This is a genomic window from Planctomycetota bacterium (assembly GCA_016207825.1).
Classification (GTDB): Bacteria; Planctomycetota; MHYJ01; order JACQXL01; family JACQZI01; genus JACQZI01.
Genome location: JACQZI010000005.1, coordinates 167,965 through 187,339, shown reverse-complemented (window position 1 = coordinate 187,339; position 19,375 = coordinate 167,965). Strand labels below are relative to the sequence as shown.

Genomic DNA, 19,375 nt, shown 5'->3' with positions numbered 1-19,375 from the left:
TCACTCTCCTTTCTGCCAAACAGATTGCAATCTGTTCATTCTTTCAAACTCAATAGCAAGATTAAACATGTAATTATACTGAGAAAAGTAGATTACATATAGCTCAATTGTTTTTCTAAGTAAAGGAATATATGCTTTTTCGTTATTGTGCGGGGTTGCAGCGAGCGCTTCTTCCGCGCGGATGATTTCTTCCAGTTTCACAAGACGTTCCTTGAAGGCGTTAAAGAAGAATGCCGAGCTATGCGCGGGGTCGTCTGGAATGACTTCTTCTTCCAGGGCAATCATCTTTTTAAGCCATTCTTTTGCCGCATCGAATCGTCCGGCATAAATGCCCTTAAAAATCTCCGCTAAATAAGGAGAAAAGAGCTGTTCCATCCGCGCCCTTATCGGCACATTATCCGTGTATTTCGCGTTTGCCAGCACCTTATCGTATTCCCTTAAAACGTCCGGTAGGCGTGAGAAGAATTCGTCCGGCGTTGTTTCGGGGTTGTATTTCCACAGCTCTTTTTCCAGGATAAAGGCCGCTTTCAATAAATCACAGCCTTTGGCTTTTTCCGCCAGCATTTCCCCGTCAATTCCGTATTTCCGGAAGATTTCCGCGTAGAGACCGGATAGTTCACCGGTTTCTTTTATCGCTAAATTGAATTCAACTTTCCGCAGCCGTTCGAAGATGTTGTTAAAACGGCAGGCCGCATCCATCATCGCCCATTTTTCAATCTCGTATTTGGAATCGCCTCTGGCGGTAAGCGTTTCGACAATCTTTTGGAACCATTCTGAAGCGATGATATAACAGCTTTTACCGGTAAGCTTCTCAAGTTTTTCCATTATAATACGGTCTTGGGGAAAACGGTGATAATATATCATACCGATAGAACTCATAATATCCTTATTATCCGGATTCCAGCGCAGGCCGTCATAAAGGTGTTCTAATCCCGCATTGACCCATTCCCACTGGTGTGCTTCTGATTTTAACCTCAAGGAGATATTATACGCCATGGCATGGGCGTTAAATGTCCAGACATCCACTACTTTGGGCTGTAAACGGGCAGTCAGGTTCAGGATTGATTTTAGTTCGTCATACTGGTGGTGCTGGTTCAGCTTATCCGCGGTAATCCAGAGGTAATCTATGACCAGCGGTTTAAAACCTCCCAGAACGATACTGCCGGTATAGGCGCTGATATATTCTACCGAAGGAAGCGTTTCCATGGGGCTACTCTGGGTTATTTCCTCTTTTTCGGGCAGGCGGTCAATCTTCAACCGGAGGAAAAATATCAGGATAAGCAATGCCACTATGGCAATCAGGTTGTATTTCTGTTTTGATGATACAATCATTGCAAATCCCTGCTTCTAAAACCTATCCATCCGATAATGAAAACGACGGAGACATATATAAGCATATAAGAAAAAGAGCCGCCGATTAGGTCTTTGGTAACCGGCTGGGCGGTGAGCAATAAATTAGTTCCGTCATATTTGCCTAAATCAGGCAGGATTTCAAAGACGAAGTAACTTACCGATTTAGAAAGTTTCATAAGCCATAAAGGCATGACATCCTCGTAAGGCACATGTCGCCCTGCCGCGGCCTGGAGATTTTGCTCGGCGATTATTTTCATCATCTTTTCCATCGCGGTTAGCGATTCGCGGAAAAAGCCCATGGCGCTCCCGGTAAAATAAAGAAATATTCCTAAGAATATGGTTACCCCGCCCGAAAGAAAGGTGGATACCCCGATAAGTATTCCCATTATCAGGATGATTCTAAGATAAATAAGCAGGCTCGTTTTAAAGAAATTCCATTCGAAACTGCTCGGCGCGGAAAGGATGGCCAGGCTTTCCGGAGTGACCGTCAATTCGCTTGCCGGGTTTATTCGTTTGGCGGTGATATTGACTTTTCCCAGTGCGTCTATGTAAGAGCGATCGAATTGGAGGACAATCGGCCGCTCGTAAAACAGCGTGAAACGCTGGGTTGTTTCTTTCTCTTCCGTTATGTTGCGTATGACCAGCGCCATATCCGATGATATCTGGTACTGGCTTTCCCTGATTTGAGCGGTCAGCTTTATTTCAACCGGGTCTTTCAGGGTGTCTTTGTCAAGGTTTTCGAAATACCAGGTCGCTTCGTTGTCGCCATCGCCTTTTAAGGTAACTGTAACCGGCTGGTTAGTTTCCTTTACTCCCATCATTCCCGCTCCAGGCTGGTTAGGTGGCTGGACGAAATAAAAACTATCCGCCTTGATAGATTCCTTGGGGTAAGAAATGCCGGTTTGGTTTTTGGCCGTTATAAAATCAACCGTATGCAAATATATGATACCAATAATACCGATAACCGCTATAAAGCAGGCGATGACCAGGCAGAATCCGAGGAATTTACCGATTAAATATGTTTCCTTGCTGACCGGTTTGGAGACTACGAAATAAACGAGCTTCGCTTCTATCTCTGCCGGGATAGAAGCTCCTGCCAGGAAAATTGCCATTATCATGCCGAAGAAAGAAATTCCCCTGACCAGCCATATCTCAACCAGCTTAACTTTGCCGCCTTCTCCGATAGCCGGGAATAATGCCGAAGAAGCAATAAGGAGTATGGTAAAAAGTCCGATAATCAGGAATATCTTTTTCCTTATGACTTCCTTAAAGGTCAAGATGATAATGGCTAAAATCTTGCTCATCTTTGTTATTCCGGTTTTGCCGGCCGGTCTTTTATGGTTTTTAGGAACAGGTCTTCCAGTGATTCGGTCGGCGTTTGGATATCAACCAGTTCCGCACCTTCTTTCTGGATGAATGCCTTTAGCTTTGCCTCCAATTCCGGCGATAATCCTTTCACGGTGATTTCGGAAAGCTCGTTTATGGTCAAGAGATCCTTAACCGCGCCGATTTTCTGGGTGACGCCGTTATGGAGAATTATCACCCGGTCGCAGACGTTTTCCACGTCGGCCAATAAGTGGCTGGAAAGGAAAATAGTCTTTCCCTGTTTCTTTAGGTCAAGGATGATATCCTTGATATGGCGCGACATCAAAGGGTCAAGCCCCGATGTCGGCTCATCCAGGAAGATGACGTCCGGGTCGTTGATAATCGCCTGGGCAAAGGCGAGCCTGCGCATCATCCCTTTGGAATATTCGCGAACCAGTCTCTTCCGAGCCCATGCCAGGCCCAATAAATCCAGCAATTCATCGGCTTTCTTTTGGCGCATGGCGCGTGGCATCCGGAAAAGCCTTCCGTAGAAATCGAGCGTTTCATCCGCGTTGAGGAACTTATGCAAATAACTCTCTTCCGGCAGGAATCCGATGCGCTCCTTGACGCTCACGTCATGAGGGGGCTTGCCTAAAAGCAGGGCGTTTCCGGAAGTCGGGTTGATGAGTCCCATAAATATCTTCATGGTCGTGGTCTTACCGGAACCGTTCGGTCCTAAAAGCCCGAAGACCTCGCCCTGGGAAACCTCCAGATTGAGGTTGTCCAGTGCTTTTACTTCATAACGGCTGAAAAAAGACCGATAAATCTTAGTAAGATTATGCGCTTCAAGAATTACTTTACCGTCCATATTATTTGCCCCCTTATAAAATATTTTATCTATATTATACAGGCAGCAAATAAATTGCAATTAAAATCGGCTCGTTATAGAATACTTTCTTGGATATGAAAAATCCCATAAAACGGCTTTATGATTGGGTCTTATCCTGGGCACAGACTCCTTACGGCGTATGGGCATTGTTCCTGCTGGCCGTTGCCGAATCATCCTTCTTCCCGGTGCCGCCGGATGTCCTTTTGGTTGCGTTGGTTATCGCCATTCCGCTCAAGGCGTTCCGGTATGCCTTGATTTGCTCAATCGGTTCGGTTGCCGGAGGATGTCTCGGTTATCTTATCGGCTGGCAGTTGTATGAAATCATCGGTAGGCCCATTATTGATTTATATCAGTTAAACGATTCATTCCAGAAAGTCGGTAAGCTCTACGATGAAAACGCCTTCTGGGCGGTTATGGTCGCCGGGTTCACCCCGATCCCTTATAAGGTTTTCACCATTGCGGCAGGCGTATTCAGGGTGGATTTCACCGTGTTCGTCGTTGCTTCCGCCATCAGCCGTTCGGCACGGTTTTTCCTGGTTGCCGCTATTCTTTATTTTATCGGACCCAAAGCCAAAATCTTTATCGATAAATATTTCAACTTGTTGACCATCGCGTTTGTCATTCTGGCTATTCTTGGTTTTATCATGATAAAATATCTTTGCTGAACCGGAGGCTTTTGTTAAAATATACCCATGCCTAAAGCCTGCTTTACCAAACAGCTTTGTAGTATTTGTCTGCAATCTTTTTCTCCTCTGCAATTAAAACGGGTTAGGAATATTACCATCTGCGCTTCATGTCTTAAACTGATTGTTGAAAGGCAGAATGAGTGGCTCCGCCACCCGCCTAGAACCGTTGATACTGCCGAGAGACCTCGAGATATACCAGAAAATGTCGGTATTTCAGCAGGTGATTCAGGACAAAAGCCAACCGCGCTTCAAAAAGAGAATTTCCTCAGGATTATATCCCGGGAAGGTAACCCATTTGTCGAGGGTGTTAAATCCGTTGCCTCTACATTTAATAAAGGATTTATCGCAATCGTCATCGCCCGTGTAACCGCTTATTTCGGCGGCTCATTATACTTTGCTTCAGACCCTTCCTGGCTTGCCATGCTGAACGGCGTTATATTGGCCGATATCGTTACCTGGTTTACATTTAATATACTGCAGATGCCGTTTGTCGGCATGAGGTTTGCCGCGGAGTTTATGATCTACGGCGGTTTTGTCAGTTACCTGACCGGCACGGATAAGCTGATACTTTTAAATTCTTCTCTGGAAGGTGAACCGATGGCGCTAGCTGCGTTCGCATTCGTATTTGTAGGCATATTCAAGACAATCTTCTGGACAACCGGGCTTTTTTGCATGGGCAAAGCATGGGGTGAATGATTATTTTCCACCGCCGGAAGTAATCATGTATTTCAATCCGATCAGGGCAAGGACACCGCCGCCGATTATCAGGAAAAACACCCCTACATATGGCTGGACATTGGCAAGCTGCAAAGGCGTTATTCCTAAGAAACTGACGTCATTCTTCTCTATCCTATCTTTAAGGAAAACCCCAAGGGCGCAGACGCCTCCGGAAAGCAGGAAAATAATTAATCCGGCAAGCAATCTCCAGGTTTTGGATAAGCCGAATATCGCCGCGATGATTACGCCTCCGATGACAAACGGCGGGACCAGGAGTATAATATGCAAGGATTGTTCTTTATAGGCGTAGATAAATTTAGTGGTCAGGCCCAGAACCACTCGCGCCTTTGCCCAGGGCGTGAAAATCGAGCCGGCCAGCATGGCAATGCCGATTACAAAGAGTATAAATGTGACTGTTTTTAGGAACCAGCCGGATGAGCCGCCGCCGGGTTTGGAGCCTTTGGCCTTATCTTTCCCCTTTTCTTTCTCTTTATCTTTCGCCATAACTATAGTCTAATCGTCAAAAATAGGGCGGTTCAATATTTAAATATAACAAACTCTTGACCTCTTGTCTAAGAGTACTTATGATTGATTTAATGCCCATCGAAAAAAACCGCATTAATTTGGTTATCGGTTTTATCCTGATAGGCTTTTCCGCGCTCATCGCCCAGGCGGTTATGGCGCGCGAATTGCTGGTCGTGTTCCAGGGGAATGAAGTCGCTCTTGGCATCATCTTCGGTGTTTGGCTCATCGGCATCACCTTGGGAGCCGGCTTAACCGCCTTCTTTATCGACAGGCTTAAGAATCTTTATCCGGTCCTGGTTATTGTCATTATCGCCATGACCTCCGTCCTGCCGCTTATGGTATATTTTATCAGGATTGCCAGAGGCATTATTACCATCCAATCCGGACAGCCCATTCCGCTTATCCCGATGGTTTACTTAAGCTTTTTCCTGGTCGTTCCTTTCAGTATCTTTATCGGCATTATATTTCCTTTGTTGTGCAAGGTGTATACAACTTCTTTTTCCCTCTCCACTGGCGGGAGCGGGGTGGGTGAGGGGGGGGATTTTGCTATCCAAATCGGGTGGGTGTATATCTACGAAGCATTGGGCAGTTTACTGGGCGGGGTTGTTTTTACCTTCCTCCTCGTTGAGCATTTCAATTCTTTCACCATTATCATGATATCAAACAGCCTGCTTCTGGCAAGCACTATTATATTAAGTGGAGTTTCACGGAAGATTCTGGCCGGGCTGGCTATTTTATTCTTTCTGGCAAATCTGTTGGGAATATTTACATATGCAAATTCACTGCATCAGTATTCGGTCAAGAAGAGATGGGAATTCTTCCGCCCGGGAGAAGAACTGCTGGAAAGCGTGGACTCCAAATACGAAAACCTCGTCATCGGGAAATTGGGGGAGCAGTACCAGCTCTACGGCAACGGGCAGTTGGTTTCAAGCTTTCCTGATGATTATATCCACGAGCCGCTGGCGCATTTCCTGCTCACCCAGCATCCGGAACCGAAAAGAGTCCTCTTAATCGGAGGCGGAATCGAGGGCATGCTTTCCCCAATCTTAAAACACCCTTCAATCCGGGAGTTGCATTATGTCCAGCTCGACCCGAAGATGACTGAGCTGGTCGGAAAATATCTGCGCCAGAGGGATAGCCCCCTCATTAACGCGAAAGATAATTCTCGATTGTTCATCCATTATTCAGACGGGCGGTATTTTGTAAAACATGTCCTTAGACAAGCTCAGGATAAATTTGATATGGTAATTCTCAATTTACCAGACCCTTCAACCGCCATGATAAATAGATTCTACACCACGGACTTTTTCCACGAGGCAAAACGGATTCTTGCGCCGGGCGGGGTGGTGGTGACGAGTATATCTTCGGCTGTCAATTACTTCAGTCCGACGGTTCTGGTTTATGTTGGCTCGCTTTATGACACCTTGAAATCGGAGTTTAAGAATATCCTGGTAACGCCGGGCGACCGGGCATGCTTCTTTGCCACGGATTCCGATAATGTTATTACATTTGATATCGTGGCGCTCGACAAACGTTTTAAAGAGCGCAATATCGCTACGGAGAGATTCATCTCGCCCGCCCAATACGAGCTTTATATCCAGTCTTCACAGCTTGCCTTTATGGAACAAGTATTTAAAGAAAAAAGAGAAAGCTATGTCAATACCGATTTACAGCCTATCAGTTATTTCTTTAACCTTATCCTCTGGGATACGATTATGAGCGGTTACGGGACTGAGCCTGGCGTATTTTTTAAGATATTGCAAAGCCTGAAATTCTGGTGGGTATTGGCAATCATCGGAATATTATTCTTATTGCGATTGGCCTATGTGTTTATAACTCCCAAAAGGGCAGCTCATCACCAAAGGTTTAATAGTTTATATTCAATCTTTGCCATCGGATTGGCCGGATTATCCGCTGAACTTATGCTCCTCTTCGCCTTCCAGAATATCTACGGATATATCTACCAGAAAATAGGCCTGATAATCGCCTTGTTTATGCTCGGGCTGGCGCTGGGCGGAATTATCTCCAACCGTTTTATTATAACCAAAGCGTTAAGATGGAAAAGGGTTTTAGCGTTTATTAATCTGGCGCTGGTAATATTCGCCTTGCTCTTAACTCCGGCGATAAAGCTTATTGAAGATGCCGGAATGGGAGAATACCCGTTTATCCTTTTGATTATGCTATGCGGGATTATCACCGGATTGGCTTATCCGGTTGCCAGTCGCCTGTATCTCGAATCCGAGCCGAGAATCGGTAAGGCATCGGGCTTGATAGACAGCGCGGACCACTTCGGCGCGTTTTTGGGGGCGTTAGTTACCGGTGTCGTATTCATCCCGCTTTTCGGGATATTCCAGACCTGCGTCTTTATCGCGTTCTTAAACCTGTCAGGAACAATCCTATTAATAGTCACTAAGACTCAAAGGCACAAAAAGATTTAATTCTTAGTGACTTGGTGGCAGATATTTATCTTTCTTCAATGGTGATAGAAAGAATCTTAACCGGCACTTTTGGCTTATTAAAGGCAACGCCTTCAATCATTTTCTCCTCGACCTCGGTATTGCCTATTTTATCCAGGACATCGAATCCGTCTGTCAGCTGCCCGAAGACCGTGTATCTGCCGTCCAGGTGCGGACGCGGGGTGTGGCAGATGTAGAATTCGGTTGAAGCACTGTCCGGGTCTTCGGCGCGCGCCATTCCGACCGCGCCGGTGATATGAGGGTTCTTATTGAATTCCGCCTTAACGGTGTAATCAACCCCTTCGCCTTCGCCGACCCCGGCCTGGATGACGTGTCCCTTGACCACTCGGTAGAACTCGCGGTTATTGTAGAATCCGCTCTTTGCGAGCTTGATGAAATTAGCGCAAGATAACGGCGCGTCTTTGGTGAAGAACTTGAAGGTCATCTCGCCCATAGTTGTCTTTATGATGGCAATGGTTTCCTTCTCCTTTGGCAAATCCGTCGCCTTGTTATCAGTCGATGAACAGGCGGAAACCAGAGCAATCAGGCTTAAAATCAGGGCAGATAAAACAATTCGTTTAATCATAAAGGCTCCTTTTTAATATTATTCTATCATCCGATTATTTGACGTGTCAATACAAATATTTATAGGGTTTCAAAGCGTTTTACCGCAAAGACGCTAAGCAAATAATAATTTTATTAAGAATCTTCTCTGCGAACTTTGCGCCTCGGCGGTGAATATCTGTTAATCTTCTTGGTCTTCTTCTTCAGTCGCCCGTTCCTGCTGTAGTTTTAAGCGATGCGAGCCCCGGCGTTCCTGGACGGAAAGTATCTTCTTCCTCAGGCGGACGGATTTCGGCGTGACTTCGACCAGCTCGTCGTCTTTAATAAAAGTGATGGCGCGTCCCAGCGTCATAGGCAGGACCGGTTTAAGGACGATGATATCGTCGCTCGTTGAACTCCTCATATTAGTCAGCTTTTTCCCCTTGGCGGCGTTCACGTTGATATCGAAGTCGCGCGGGTATTCGCCCACGACCATTCCTTCGTAGACCTTGTCGCCGGGCTTGATGAAAAGATTGCCGCGCAGTTCGAGGTTCTGCAGGGCATAGGAAGCCGCAACTCCTGTCCTGTCCGCCACAATCGAGCCGGTCAGGCGCGATTGGTAATCGCCCCGGTATTCATCATATCCTTTTAAATATGAACTCATAATGCCTGTTCCGCGCGTATCAGTCAGGAACTCATTGCGGTAGCCGATAAGGCATCTGGTTGGGATGGTGAATTCCAGCCGCACCCGGCCCGTGCCGTGGTTGACCATATTTTCCATCTGTCCCTTGCGGTTGGAAATCTTTTCCGTGATGACGCCGACATGCGCCTCGTCGCAATCTATGAATAAATGCTCGACAGGTTCCAGTGTAACGCTGTCTTTCTTTTTAAATATTACCTGCGGCCGGCCGACGCTGACCTCGAAGCCTTCGCGCCGGATGGTTTCCAGGAGTATCTCCATCTGGAATTCCCCGCGGCCTTTGACGATAAACGTATCCGTTTCATTGGATTCCAGCTGTATGCCGACATTAAGAAGTGTTTCCTTGCGCAGGCGGTCGAGAATCTTGCGCGATTGGACAAAAGTGCCTTCTTTCCCGGCGAAAGGCGAGGTGTTCATGGTAAACATCATCGAAACAGTCGGCTCATCCACCTTGATGCGCGGCAGCGCCTTGGGTTTTTCCAGCGTGCAGATGGTATCGCCGATATTGACATTTTCCACTCCTGCTAAAATTATGATATCGCCCGGATTGACTTCATCAACCGGCTCGATTGAAATTCCTTTATATACCTGCAGTTTCGTCACGCGCAGGGGCATTGGCGCGCCTTCTTCCTTGATGCAGACCAGGGCGTCGTTACAGCGAGCCGAGCCGTTGAAGACCCTGCCGATGGCAAGCTGTCCGACGTAATCGGAATAATCCAGGTCGGAAACGAGCATCTGGAAAGGCTCAGCCGGGTCATACGAAGGCGGGGGAATGGTTTTAAGAATGGTATCAAAAAGTATCGCCAGGCTTGTCCCCGGCACGGCAAGCGTTTTCTGGGCGATGCCTTCGCGACCTATGGCGTATAAAACCGGGAAATCAAGGTCGTGTTCGTTGGCGTCCAGGTCAATAAAGAGATTGTATATCTCGTCCAGAACCTCGACGGGGCGGGCGTCTTTACGGTCTATTTTATTTATGACGACGACTATTTTGAGTCCGGCTTCAAGGGCTTTCTTTAGGACGAATCTCGTCTGGGGAAGCGGGCCTTCGGCGGCATCAACCAGAAGGAGAACGCCATCGACCATGCTGAGGCTCCGCTCGACTTCGCCTCCGAAATCGGCGTGGCCGGGCGTATCGAGGATGTTAATCCGGACATCTTCCCACCAGATGGAGCAGTTCTTGGCGGCGATGGTAATCCCGCGCTCTTTTTCCAGGTCAAGGTTATCCATGACGCGTTCGGTGACATCCTGATTCTGGCGGAAGACGCCGCTCTGGCGGAGCATAAAATCAACCAGCGTCGTCTTGCCGTGGTCAACGTGCGCGATGATGGCGATATTGCGTATCTTCTTATTGAATTCCGTATTTTCCATAATCAGTAAATAGTGATAAGGTAATTATCGTCTATATGGCGTTTTGGGAGTATGAAAATAGCCACAAAGACACTAAGAAACTAAATGAATCAGACTTCAAATTGCCCCAAATAGTGTATATTCCCGTTGGCAAAAAGTAAAAATCGGAGTCTATTTGCCAGATTATACTTGACAGTAATATATCGAGTTTCTATAATTCTTTTAACAAATAATTAATCTAAATATATAAGGAGAATTTGTATGGATAAGCGTAAAAAGCATGGCGCATGGAAAACCATCGGCATTACCCTATTAATATGTATAGCCACCGCAAACCTTGCATTTGCTGATCCTATTACAATAACAACTAATTCTCCTTTGCCCGATGCGACGCTTAATACCGCATACAATACACAGGCCAATGCCGCGGGAGGCACTCTTTATAATGCCATGGTGGTTGACGGAGAATACGGCGATTGGCCCGGCGGCTCCGGTTATCGCTGGGAAATCTCTGCCGGCGCTTTACCTACAGGAATGAGCCTGCAAACAAACGGCGGCTGGGTTGACGAATGGTATGATCAGGGATATAACTATTTTAGCGGATGGCTTCCCGGCCAGGCTAAAATAATCGGCACTCCTACGCAGACCGGCGTTTATAATTTCACCTTAAAATCAATTTGTTTCGGCGGTGTAAATGTAACCAAAGAGTTTACTATCACGGTAATTTCCGGACAACTTTCTATTACTACAAACTCTCTGCCTCAGGGAACGCAGACTGTTGCCTATAGCGCAACACTACAAGCCACCGGCGGTGCCGCTCCGCGCACTTGGTCAATCACGAGCGGTTCGCTTCAGGCGGGATTATCGTTAAACGGAAGCACAGGAATAATCAGCGGTACGCCAACCGCCAGCGGTTCCCCAAGTATTACTTTTCAGGTAACTTCATCTGATAACCAGGTTATTACAAAAACTCTTACATTAAATATACTGGCTACTTGTTTAATTAGCACTGGTTCACCCTTGCCCGATGCCACGCTTAATACCGCGTATAATACTCAAGTAAATGCAACAGGTGGGATTCTTTATGATGCTACCGGTCCCGATTCGGAAGAATATTGGCATATTAGTGGAGCCGGTTATCTTTGGGAAAAGACAGCCGGTACCCTCCCCCCAGGAATGACTCTTGATTCAACCAATGGTTCATCGTCAGATTGGCATGACCAGGGAAATGTTTCGCATGATGGATTAGTAGCCGGTCAGGCAAAAATAATCGGCACACCCACACAGCCAGGCACCTATAACTTCACCTTAAAAGCCACAGCTTATGACGGCACGATTTCTACCAAGGATTTCAGCGTAACGGTTATTGCCGCTCAGCTTTCCATTAGCACAAATTCCCTGCCTCAGGGAACAGAGGGAGTTGCTTACAGCACGGTTCTTGCTTCTTCCGGCGGAGTGGTTCCGTATACGTGGTCTATCATAACCGGCTCATTGCAGGACGGATTAGCTTTAAATACGGGAATAATCAGCGGCACGCCAACGGCAAACGGTTCTACCAATATTACTTTTCAGGTGATTTCATCGGATAGCCAAGTTGTAACAAAAACCCTTACTATCCTTATTGCGCCGCCTTGTTCTATCACCACCAATAACCCTTTGCCGCAGGCGAAAGTCGGGATTGCATACAACACGGTTATTAATGCGGCAGGCGGAATAAGATATGATTCCATGATAGTTGACGGACAGGAAGGTGATTATCCGGGCGGCTCCGGTTATCGCTGGGATATTTCCGCCGGAAATCTTCCGGACTGGGCAAGCTTGCAAACTACCAGCGGCTCGGTTGAAGATTGGTATGACCAGGGCAATAATCATTATTCCGGTTGGTTGCCGAGCCAGGGGCTTTTGACCGGTTCACCCACCGTCACCGGCACCAGCACCTTTACCCTTAGGGCACGTGATTATAACGGCTCTATTATCACAAAGGAATTTTCCTTTACGGTTAATTATAATTTCAATATCACTACCCAAACTATTCCGTATGGCAGGAAGGATGTAGCTTATAGCGTTGCTTTAAATGCCGCGGGTGCGCCGTTGCCTTATGCTTGGTTTGTTATCAATGGCACTCTTCCGGATGGCATAACCCTAAATTCTGAGACCGGGCTTTTGAGTGGTTCGCCTACCGTAACCGGAACGTATAATTTCACGATTCAAGTCGCCGGCACGGATAGCACCCTTAATCCGATAGCGCAGAAAGAATACTCGCTCCTTATTAAGGAAACCTGGGATATGCTGACAGGCGGCGACCACAAAGGCCAGGATTGGACTTTGGCTAACGGCGATACCATCGGCGGGGAGCACTATAATATCGGCACTTTCTCCATTAATGAAGAAGATAGCGTTTTAATCCAGACCGGCAGCGGCATGAAAATTAACGCCACTAATATCGTAATTACCGGAACCCTTAGCTCTATCTCGCGTGATTTGCTGGAATTATCAGCCAGCGAGGCTTTAACTATAAGCGGAAGGGTTAACCTGCGTGATTATTCTTATGGCGGAACAGATTCCACGGGAACACAAGGCGCGGATGCCAATAATCAGACCAGCGGCGCAGGCGGTGGCGGATACGGCGGAACAGGCGGCGCAGGCGGCGGCACTTCTCCCGGCATAGGCGGCGGAACAAGAGGCACCGGCACCGGGAATGATATTGCCGTGGGATCTAAAGGCGGCAACGTTACTATTGATGAATTTATTGACCCTTACGGCGGCATGGGCGGAAGGGCACTCTTTTCCGCCGGGCAAACTCTGGACATTTCAGGGATAATAGACGCGTCCGGCAATGATGGGGAAAATGGCGCTAATAGCGGCGGCGGCGGTGGTGGTTCGGGCGGCGGGATTCTTTTTAATGCCCAAACTATAAACTTAACCGGTTTTGTATTTGCCAAAGGCGGCAACGGCGGTATTCCGAGCGAAGGATGCGGCGGTGGTGGCGGTGGAAGTGGCGGTAGGGTAAAATTATATTATACCGACTTTGCATTTAACGGAATAATTAGGATTAATGGCGGAACCGGAGGGGGTAATGGCGCACATGACGGAGCGTTTGGGACTATCAGCCAAAACGGTGTGGTTATGGAAGCGCCCCATAATGCTCCGACTAATTTAAGCGCTGAAGGGTCTTCTTCATCGGAAATTACCCTTACCTGGCAGGATAATTCTGATAATGAATTTTGGTTCTCGATAGAACGTAAGTTTTCCTCTCACGATACCTTTGTCCAGATTGCGTCTGTTGGCCCGGGAGAAGGAACCATGGGTTCGGTAAGTTTTTCAGATAGCCATCTTCAGCCGGGAAAACCTTGTTATTACCGCGTCCGCGCTTGCAACCCGGCCGGAAACAGCGCTTATTCTGATATGTCCGCGGCGGTTACTTTTGCCCAAATCCCGACCATAGACGAAACTATTGAAAGTTTGAATATTATCCACGAAGGCATTTTACAGACCGGGCTTTACCAGTCATTCTTGGATGGACTTAACCTGTCAAAATACTATCTGGGCTTGAATGATTATTCATCCGCATTAACTCCACTCAATACCATTGGGACTACTTTAGCGGGATTGACTGATACGGAGATGACTAACAAGGCGCGGACATATTTTGAATATTCACTTAATGAAATCAAAGACTATGTTTCTTTGCATACCGGTTCATCAACGCTTAATTTAAGTTTAAGCGAATTTTATGATGACAGCGTGATTGATTTCATAGATTCCAATGGAGCGATGGCAAGCAGTGCGTTAAGCGGTAATTTGACCGTCAATCTTGCCCCAACGGCTAACCCGGATATCGTTGAAATGACTGTTACCCAATCGGCATATCAGGGAGCGGCAATAACGGTTAATGGGGCAAATACTGGCGCAATTGCGATTATCAATGATACAGAGAATCCATCGGTCGGAACACTCAACCTGACCAATGGCCATATAGAGCTTACTTGTAACTTGCTGATGGCCAGCGTTAACTTTCCTAATCATGTTAATATTGCGAGTTCGTTGAAAGGCACGCTGTATCCGGTAAGCACGCGCAATGGCCAAACCGTGGTTGTGAGCGGAGGAATAACAACATCATTATTTGGAGGAGGGAAGTTTTACGAGACGAATGCCGGGAATACTCAGGACACATCTCTGGTAGAAATGCAGATTAATAAGGAAAAAGCCCCTGGATTAACCGATTATATTGTCCCTCGTAAATCAAAGACAACGACTTATATGCCTAAAGTTCCCTGCCGTATAAGAAACAAATCCAATGCGGAATTAACTGTTTACCTTTATAATCTTCCTGATAAAAATGCCCCCCCTGAGAACGATGGCAGCGGTAAATTAAGTTTTTCAAATGCTGCTAACTCGGTTGCCGATAGTATTACGTTAGTATTACCGCCGGATAATCAGGAACATAATAATTGGGTTGATTTCGACCTTTCCGGCGAGCAAGAAAGCCAATTGATGAGTGACACCGCCATTGTTATTAATAAAAACAATGCGGATGGCGAACAAATCGGGAAGCAAACAGCCACTGTCGTTTGGGTAGATCTTGCATTTACTCCTATCCCCCAAGGGCTTGACAAAGTTGAAGTTTCCAACGATAATACTTGCAAGCCATTCTATCAACATCCAAAAGGATTTGGCAAACCATATTTGGGTGTCATAACTCGCACAAACTCTGTTCAATTTGGATTTGAGATATTTGGTACCGTTAAACCAAACGATTATAATCTACCTCTGATTATTAATCAAGAGGTTTTAAGGTCAGCAATGTATATAATAAAGCCGGATAATTCTGTTTCATTCAGCAATGCGCGATGTAATTCCAAGGACAATCCAAAGAGTATGTGGTCTACAATAGTTCCACTGCAAGGAAAAATTTATTTTCTTGATGGTCCTGGTTTCACTCCTGACGTTGACTCAGATGCCACAGAGCTAGACATAGACACAAAAATAGCTATACGGATGAATTTTAATGGCTGGGTTACTTTAGGAACACAAATCAACCTGGTTTGTTCCGATAATTTTGGTTATTACATTCGTGCCGGAGCAAAAGTGGTTGATCCGGGAGATAGTAAACCAAAACGCTGGGAAATGGAAAAGATAGCTGGCGGTGGCGCAAATAATTTGGATAATACTATTGCCACAGGAACAACCAATCTCACTATTGATACAGTCAATGCTCTATCTTTTTATGTTTCACCGAAGGCTGAACGGCCTGACCCCAAGCTTAAAACTAAAATTCAGTTTACGGCTAATCCTAACCAACAAGACGTAAACACATCTTTTAAGTGGTCTTTTGGTGATGGCAATGATGCTGTTGGAGAAAATCAGTTGTACACCTATGCTGGACTTTCCCTTCTGCATTTACACAACAGTTCGTTTGCTTTAGCTCGCGTTAAGGCAGAAAATGCGACTAAAGCTCCTAAGTGGTTTGATGAAGTTGATGTAGTGGCAGTTGTTAACGAGAGACCAATGCCTATTATTCGGCTGGAGAAAATCTCTAGAAATACAGAAGAACAATTGGTTATTGATATTGATGGAAGTGGGAGTTTTGATAAAGACGGAAAAATCAATACCTATAAGTGGACGCTAACCGCGCTTAAAAACGATGAGGTTATTGATCAATTGGAATTCAAAAACGATCCTAACCCTATTAAAGTGCTTTTTAAAGAAGACACTAAAGACGCGGATAGCATTTTAGTGGAATTAGAAATTATTGATGATGAGATTTCAAGAGCGACAGATGCAAAGCTATATAAACCATAGAGAAGAAAGGATAACGAGTTATGCAAAAGATTTTTAAAACAATGGCATTGTTAGGCATTCTGGCAGCCTCGTTCGCAGTTTATACGGTTATCAAGGCCGATGGGCAATCGCAAGAAGACCCCAAATGGATGAAGGAAAAAGAAAAGTTTGGTAATGACATAAAGTCTCTCAGGGATGAAATCAAAGAAACAGATATGCTGGCATTTCTTATGAATGATGTTGGTTTGTCGGATCTTAAATTCTCGATTGTCGAAAAATGCAAGGATTTTTTGGAAGAGCAGGTAAAAACACCCAGAGATAAAAGACTGCCCAATTGGGTAAAAGCTACATCACGAGCGATTTATCTGTTAAATGCCTTTGAAAGTCGAGATAATTCTTGTTCCTCTATCCTTGTTAATTATCTTGCCCTTAATCAGGACGGGGAAAAACGCATACTATTTGAAAACGATAGGGAAATCTACCCTCTTTTGGATGATTGGTCCGATTCGCTTTCAGAGAAATATCCGGCTAAATATGTCCTATCTAAGATTCCCGGAGATTCATCGGCACGAAAAATATTAGATTATCTTGCAACTGGGGAAGACAAAAATACTATAAATATCGATTATTATCCGGATAAAGACGACCGATACCTAAAAAAAACACTGGAGGAGCGAGGGATAGATGCCGCAACTCTTAATAAAGAAAGAGTAGAGAAAATCTGGAATGAAAATGCCCTGGAAATATTGGAGAAAACCTTGGGCAAGGATAACTGGCTGAATTACTGCGAGAAGTTCAAAAAAGACCTAAAGGATGAAAAGCAAAAGGAGCGGGTAGATAAATTTATTACGGCCTGCAAGGAGATCATCTCCCACCGACCGGCAAAATAATGGGAAGTTATTGGTAATGCTATTCCGAACAGAGCCAAAGTGTTACCTATGATGGTTAGTAATCCACTCTGTAAGTATATCTATTCCTATCATGGAGTAGGGGTGTGATTATACCTAGGTAGAGGTATGGTCACCATGGAGTAGAGGTATGGCTACTATAGAGTATAGATATGGCTATCCCCAAGGGGAGGCTACGCACCAAGGGGATAGGAGTATGGTTAGAGGGGAGTATCTGTATGGTCACCATAGAGTAGAGGTATGGTTAGACCAGAGTATTATAGCCATTACAGGGGAGTAGGGGTATGATTACACCGGAGTATAGTAATGGTCACTATGGAGTAGAGGTATGGTTAGGGTGGAGTAGGGGTAGGGTACCCCCACCCCCATAGGCAGAAATTGTTGAAATAACCGACTTCTTATGGTATAATACTCAATATAACACGTAATCAGCCCATTTGATGGGTAAAATTGAATAGATTCTTGTAATAAAAGTAGGTTTTATCTGCAAAACGTGCCGAAATAACCGACTTTTTTGGGGTAAAATACGACCACAGAGGGCACAGAGGGGTATGAAAAGATACATTTTTAATATAATGCACATAAGAAACTCACTATATTGAAGATGGTTGTTGATTATATTGAGTTTTATAGAATAAACGGAAGATTTGGGTTGACAAAATGGAAGAAAAGACTTGACAAAGTGGAAGATTTGAGTTGACAAGGTTCACCGCAAAGGCGCAAAGAAAGGTCTAATTTTTCTTAGTGGCTTGGTGTCTTTGTGGCAAAAAGGAAAGGAGTTTTTATGTTTAATGCGGAGAATTTCCTACAGCAAAACCCTTGGCGCCAGGATGAATCCAAACTCATAAGCTGGTCTTTTGACCGTTCATTATTGCCCAAATTATTGGACGCGCTTAAAGGCGATAAGCCGATACTCCTTTCCGGCCCGCGCGGTGCGGGAAAAACCACTCTTCTTCAATTGACTATCAGACACCTTATCAAGGAAAAGTCGATTCCGCCTTCCGCCATATTCTATTTTAATCTGGACGATGTCCTGACGCGCGAAGGATTCACCGGAGCGGATGATGTCGCCGGATTCATTAACGGATTCAGCCCGGATAAGAAAACACGGCTCTGGATTTTCCTTGATGAAGTCCAGCACCTTGATTCCGCCATGGTTCAGGAGCTGGAAAAGTTAATGGATAATAGTAAACTAATTATGGCGAGTTCGGTTAGAGATTCTTCCCCCGACAGTAATCGGGGTCAGAATGACAATATTCAAAGATTTGAACTCGGTATGGTCTCTTACACGGAATACTGGAACCGGATGCTTAACCCGAATAATATTTACCTGCCTAAATACAAACTGCCGGAGAAAATAAAGGATTTGCCCAAAAGCAGTTTTTACACCTTAGCGCTTCCTGTTTTGGATGGATACCTGCGTTACGGCGGATACGCCGAAACGGTTAAGGAATATACCCTTTCCAAGCGTCCGGCTATTTTGCGGAAGATTTACCAGGCTCAGTTTTCCCACCAGCCCAAGTCCAAGCAAGAACGGTTAGAGCAAACCCAACAAAGGAAGATTCTGGACGAGTTAACCCGCATACACGGTACGGTCTTAAACGTTAATAAGTTAGCACAGGAAATCAAGGCAGAATGGCGCAAGGTTTCGGCTTTTATAGATGCGCTTGAATCCGATTATTGCGTTAATAAGGTTTTCCCTTATCCTGATAAAGGTGCGCCGATTTTATATTTCAATGACAATGGGTTAAGGAATATGCTGGCAGATTCATTCCAGCCAATTGATACCCGCACAGACCGGAAAGCGCTTATTGATAATTTAGTCTATAACGAATTGCGGTTTATTCCGTGGATAAAAGATATAAAATATTGGGCGAGCGAGACGAGCGATGTTACCGGCTTCTGCCTGAAGCACGGATTGGTCAGGCACCTGGTCGGCGCGTTATATGATTTCCCTCTGGAGAAATCCGGCAGGTGGGCGTTGGTGAATTTCGGCAGGCGGATAAAGGCAAAGAAGATAATTGTTTTTACCCGCGACTATGCCGGCTGGGATGAAATAACACCGACACAGGTTATCTACCTGCCGCTTGCCTATGCCTGGCTCCTGCCGCAGGTGTTGGGAGAATAAATCATCGTAATCAGCGGCTTGTTTACTCTTGGATGGA

At 45.6% G+C, this 19,375-nt stretch carries 12 protein-coding genes; 6 read left to right on the top strand and 6 right to left on the bottom strand.

Going from position 1 to position 19,375, the window contains the following annotated elements; genetic code table 11:
- From HY811_01435 to HY811_01425, 3 genes are read right to left on the bottom strand one after another with little or no spacing between them, the layout of a single operon-like run.
- Positions 1–1,332 carry a hypothetical protein gene (locus HY811_01435; GenBank protein MBI4833469.1) on the bottom strand — a complete coding sequence of 444 codons (1,332 nt, stop codon included), beginning with the start codon at positions 1,330–1,332 and terminating at the stop codon, positions 1–3.
- On the bottom strand, positions 1,329–2,657 hold the full coding sequence (locus HY811_01430) for an ABC transporter permease (protein MBI4833468.1): 1,329 nt from the start codon (positions 2,655–2,657) through the stop codon (positions 1,329–1,331). The genes HY811_01435 and HY811_01430 overlap by 4 nt, the downstream gene beginning before the upstream one ends.
- 5 nt (positions 2,658–2,662) lie before the next feature.
- Entirely contained in the window at positions 2,663–3,526 is an 864-nt protein-coding gene (locus HY811_01425) for an ABC transporter ATP-binding protein (GenBank protein MBI4833467.1), read from the bottom strand.
- A 95-nt stretch (positions 3,527–3,621) separates the two neighbouring features.
- Between HY811_01425 and HY811_01420 the strand changes: the two genes are divergently transcribed.
- Positions 3,622–4,212: a DedA family protein gene (locus tag HY811_01420; GenBank protein ID MBI4833466.1), complete on the top strand. Its 591-nt coding sequence runs from the start codon at positions 3,622–3,624 to the stop codon at positions 4,210–4,212.
- 27 nt (positions 4,213–4,239) lie between these two features.
- The gene (locus tag HY811_01415; GenBank protein MBI4833465.1) at positions 4,240–4,929 is read left to right on the top strand and encodes a hypothetical protein; all 690 of its coding nucleotides are present in this window, start codon (positions 4,240–4,242) and stop codon (positions 4,927–4,929) included.
- Here HY811_01415 and HY811_01410 read toward each other — a convergent pair whose 3' ends face one another.
- Complete coding sequence (locus HY811_01410) at positions 4,930–5,454, bottom strand: hypothetical protein (protein ID MBI4833464.1); 525 nt, start codon at positions 5,452–5,454, stop codon at positions 4,930–4,932. It abuts the gene before it with no gap.
- A gap of 80 nt (positions 5,455–5,534) precedes the next feature.
- On the opposite strand from HY811_01410, the gene HY811_01405 reads away from it, so the two are divergent.
- Positions 5,535–7,913 carry a fused MFS/spermidine synthase gene (locus tag HY811_01405; GenBank protein ID MBI4833463.1) on the top strand — a complete coding sequence of 793 codons (2,379 nt, stop codon included), beginning with the start codon at positions 5,535–5,537 and terminating at the stop codon, positions 7,911–7,913.
- A 25-nt stretch (positions 7,914–7,938) separates the two neighbouring features.
- Here the strand turns inward: HY811_01405 and HY811_01400 are convergent, their stop codons facing one another.
- Together HY811_01400 and typA are read right to left on the bottom strand one after the other, a co-directional pair.
- Positions 7,939–8,385 (bottom strand): peptidylprolyl isomerase, encoded by a 447-nt coding sequence (locus tag HY811_01400; GenBank protein MBI4833462.1) that lies wholly within the window; start codon positions 8,383–8,385, stop codon positions 7,939–7,941.
- A 291-nt stretch (positions 8,386–8,676) separates the two neighbouring features.
- Positions 8,677–10,542, bottom strand: coding sequence for a translational GTPase TypA (typA, locus tag HY811_01395; GenBank protein MBI4833461.1), 1,866 nt, complete (start codon positions 10,540–10,542; stop codon positions 8,677–8,679).
- 240 nt (positions 10,543–10,782) lie between these two features.
- Here typA and HY811_01390 point away from each other — a divergent pair, with 240 nt between their 5' ends.
- From HY811_01390 to HY811_01380, 3 genes are all read left to right on the top strand, one after another.
- Positions 10,783–16,323 (top strand): putative Ig domain-containing protein, encoded by a 5,541-nt coding sequence (locus tag HY811_01390; GenBank protein ID MBI4833460.1) that lies wholly within the window; start codon positions 10,783–10,785, stop codon positions 16,321–16,323.
- Positions 16,324–16,343: 20 nt separating this feature from the next.
- Positions 16,344–17,192 carry a hypothetical protein gene (locus tag HY811_01385; protein ID MBI4833459.1) on the top strand — a complete coding sequence of 283 codons (849 nt, stop codon included), beginning with the start codon at positions 16,344–16,346 and terminating at the stop codon, positions 17,190–17,192.
- An 802-nt stretch (positions 17,193–17,994) separates the two neighbouring features.
- Positions 17,995–19,338: an ATP-binding protein gene (locus HY811_01380; GenBank protein ID MBI4833458.1), complete on the top strand. Its 1,344-nt coding sequence runs from the start codon at positions 17,995–17,997 to the stop codon at positions 19,336–19,338.
- Positions 19,339–19,375: the final 37 nt, after the last annotated feature.